We start from the raw sequence: 3841 nt of genomic DNA, 5'->3' as shown, positions 1-3841 counted from the left end.
CTGTTAATACGCTAACCGCACCAGAATGGGGTCGTGCGCTAGGCCCAACGCTTCACCCCGAAGGGATCCGTCAGTGGGATTCAGACACTTAGCACTACTGGATTAGCTTGGGCGGTTCTTCGCCGGTACGGGAATATCAACCCGTTGTCCATCGACTACGCCTGTCGGCCTCGCCTTAGGTCCCGACTTACCCAGGGAAGATTAGCTTGACCCTGGAACCCTTGGTCTTTCGGAGGACGTGTTTCTCACACGTCTTTCGCTACTCATGCCTGCATTCTCACTCGTGTAGCCTCCACGGCTGGTTTACACCGCCGCTTCGCTGGCCACACGACGCTCTCCTACCCATCAACACGGCTGGACCACGAAGGCCTACCAATAATGTCAATGCCACAACTTCGGTGGCGTGCTTGAGCCCCGTTACATTGTCGGCGCGGAATCACTTGACCAGTGAGCTATTACGCACTCTTTCAAGGGTGGCTGCTTCTAAGCCAACCTCCTGGTTGTCAAGGCAACTCCACATCCTTTCCCACTTAGCACGCGCTTTGGGACCTTAGTTGGTGGTCTGGGTTGTTTCCCTCTCGACTATGAAGCTTATCCCCCACAGTCTCACTGCTGCGCTCTCACTTACCGGCATTCGGAGTTTGGCTGACGTCAGTAACCTTGTAGGGCCCATCGGCCATCCAGTAGCTCTACCTCCGGCAAGAAACACGCAACGCTGCACCTAAATGCATTTCGGAGAGAACCAGCTATCACGAAGTTTGATTGGCCTTTCACCCCTATCCACAGCTCATCCCCTCAGTTTTCAACCTAAGTGGGTTCGGTCCTCCACGACGTCTTACCGTCGCTTCAACCTGGCCATGGATAGATCACTTCGCTTCGGGTCTAGGACATGCGACTGAATCGCCCTATTCAGACTCGCTTTCGCTACGGCTACCCCACACGGGTTAACCTCGCCACATATCGCTAACTCGCAGGCTCATTCTTCAAAAGGCACGCTGTCACAGCTACTAAGGCTGCTCCAACGGTTTGTAAGCAAACGGTTTCAGGTACTATTTCACTCCCCTCCCGGGGTACTTTTCACCTTTCCCTCACGGTACTTGTCCGCTATCGGTCATCTGGGAGTATTTAGGCTTATCAGGTGGTCCTGACAGATTCACACGGGATTTCACGGGCCCCGTGCTACTTGGGATACTCTTCGCGCCAAGAGAGGCATTTCGACTACGGGGTTGGCACCCTCTATGACCGGCCTTTCAAGACCGTTCGTCTATACCTTCTTGTAACGCCGCCACCTCGGCAGAGATGACTGAAAAGTCCCACAACCCCCAACGTGCAACGCCTGCCGGCTATCACACACGCTAGGTTTAGCCTGATCCGGTTTCGCTCGCCACTACTAACGGAATCGCGGTTGCTTTCTCTTCCTGTGGGTACTGAGATGTTTCACTTCCCCACGTTCCCTCTACCCGCCCTATATATTCAGGCGGGAGTCACTAGGTCGGCACGCCGCCCAGCGGGGTTTCCCCATTCGGACACCCTCGGATCAAAACTTGCTTATCAGTTCCCCGAGGCTTATCGCAGATTGCTACGTCCTTCTTCGGCTCCAGATGCCAAGGCATCCACCGTTTGCTCTTAAAGACTTGAAATCACATGAGTTTGAATCAGAATCGACACCAGGCCCGAAAGCCTGGCATGAAATTGACTAATGATCTTTAAGATCATCTTGTGCAACCGATCCGAAGATCAGCTGCAAGATGCTCGCGTCCACTGTGTAGTTCTCAAAGTACGGGCGGTACCCCATCCAGCAACCCCACACGGGGGAAACCAGAAGAGGCCCAGAGTAACCAAATGCTTCCAACCCGAAGGTCAAAGCGCATCCGGTCCCTCAGGACCCAACAGCGTGCAGGAACCGACCCCCTCACCCCACTCTTTCCAACAACCGAAGTTGCGTACTCGACCAGAGATCAGATCTCGATGCCATGTCAAATGTTCCACCCATGAGCTCCCAGCGAAGAACGTATGCCTTCGATCTGGGTTCTGGACATCCGAAGATGTCAGATGCTCCTTAGAAAGGAGGTGATCCAGCCGCACCTTCCGGTACGGCTACCTTGTTACGACTTAGTCCTAATTACCGATCCCACCTTCGACGGCTCCCTCCACAAGGGTTAGGCCACCGGCTTCAGGTGTTACCGACTTTCATGACTTGACGGGCGGTGTGTACAAGACCCGGGAACGTATTCACCGCAGCGTTGCTGATCTGCGATTACTAGCGACTCCGACTTCATGAGGTCGAGTTGCAGACCTCAATCCGAACTGGGACCGGCTTTTTGGGATTCGCTCCACCTCGCGGTATTGCAGCCCTTTGTACCGGCCATTGTAGCATGCGTGAAGCCCAAGACATAAGGGGCATGATGATTTGACGTCATCCCCACCTTCCTCCGAGTTGACCCCGGCAGTATCCCATGAGTTCCCACCATTACGTGCTGGCAACATAGAACGAGGGTTGCGCTCGTTGCGGGACTTAACCCAACATCTCACGACACGAGCTGACGACAACCATGCACCACCTGTTTACGAGTGTCCAAAGAGTTGACCATTTCTGGCCCGTTCTCGTATATGTCAAGCCTTGGTAAGGTTCTTCGCGTTGCATCGAATTAATCCGCATGCTCCGCCGCTTGTGCGGGTCCCCGTCAATTCCTTTGAGTTTTAGCCTTGCGGCCGTACTCCCCAGGCGGGGAACTTAATGCGTTAGCTGCGTCACGGAATCCGTGGAATGGACCCCACAACTAGTTCCCAACGTTTACGGGGTGGACTACCAGGGTATCTAAGCCTGTTTGCTCCCCACCCTTTCGCTCCTCAGCGTCAGTTACGGCCCAGAGATCTGCCTTCGCCATCGGTGTTCCTCCTGATATCTGCGCATTCCACCGCTACACCAGGAATTCCAATCTCCCCTACCGCACTCTAGTCTGCCCGTACCCACTGCAGGCCGGAGGTTGAGCCTCCGGATTTCACAGCAGACGCGACAAACCGCCTACGAGCTCTTTACGCCCAATAATTCCGGATAACGCTTGCGCCCTACGTATTACCGCGGCTGCTGGCACGTAGTTAGCCGGCGCTTTTTCTGCAGGTACCGTCACTTTCGCTTCTTCCCTGCTAAAAGAGGTTTACAACCCGAAGGCCGTCATCCCTCACGCGGCGTTGCTGCATCAGGCTTCCGCCCATTGTGCAATATTCCCCACTGCTGCCTCCCGTAGGAGTCTGGGCCGTGTCTCAGTCCCAGTGTGGCCGGTCACCCTCTCAGGCCGGCTACCCGTCGACGCCTTGGTGAGCCATTACCTCACCAACAAGCTGATAGGCCGCGAGCCCATCCCCAACCGAAATTCTTTCCAGACGCAGACCATGCGGTCACGTCACATATCCAGTATTAGACGCCGTTTCCAGCGCTTATCCCAGAGTCAGGGGCAGGTTGCTCACGTGTTACTCACCCGTTCGCCACTGATCCACAGAGCAAGCTCTGCTTCACCGTTCGACTTGCATGTGTTAAGCACGCCGCCAGCGTTCATCCTGAGCCAGGATCAAACTCTCCGTAAAAAAGAAATGCATACCACCCGGGGAAAAACCGGGAAGCAGCGAGTTTGATGCTGACCAAAGAGATAAATCATTGCTGACTATCCGTTGCCAACCCCACAAGGAGGTTGGTCTTTGATCCAAAGGAATCTCATCCAGCCGAAGCTGAATCGAGGTTATTTGGCATTTGACAAGTGCACGCTGTTGAGTTCTCAAGGATCGGATGCTCCCACGACCCAGTCATCACAACCAGGCCCGAAGGGCAACTTCTCTACCTTAC

The 3841-nt window shown here is 54.6% G+C and carries 2 rRNA genes; both read right to left on the bottom strand.

What is annotated here, in order from left to right:
* Positions 1-1640: ribosomal RNA gene (locus ACIPVN_RS16050) — 23S ribosomal RNA — on the bottom strand; the annotation flags it as partial.
* Positions 1641-2063: 423 nt separating this feature from the next.
* Positions 2064-3585: ribosomal RNA gene (locus ACIPVN_RS16045) — 16S ribosomal RNA — on the bottom strand.
* Positions 3586-3841: the final 256 nt, after the last annotated feature.

Source organism: Microbacterium sp. NPDC090003, from assembly GCF_044748385.1.
Taxonomy (GTDB): Bacteria; Actinomycetota; Actinomycetes; order Actinomycetales; family Microbacteriaceae; genus Microbacterium.
Note: the sequence above shows the minus strand (reverse complement) of the source record. Positions and strands in the feature narration are given on the sequence as shown.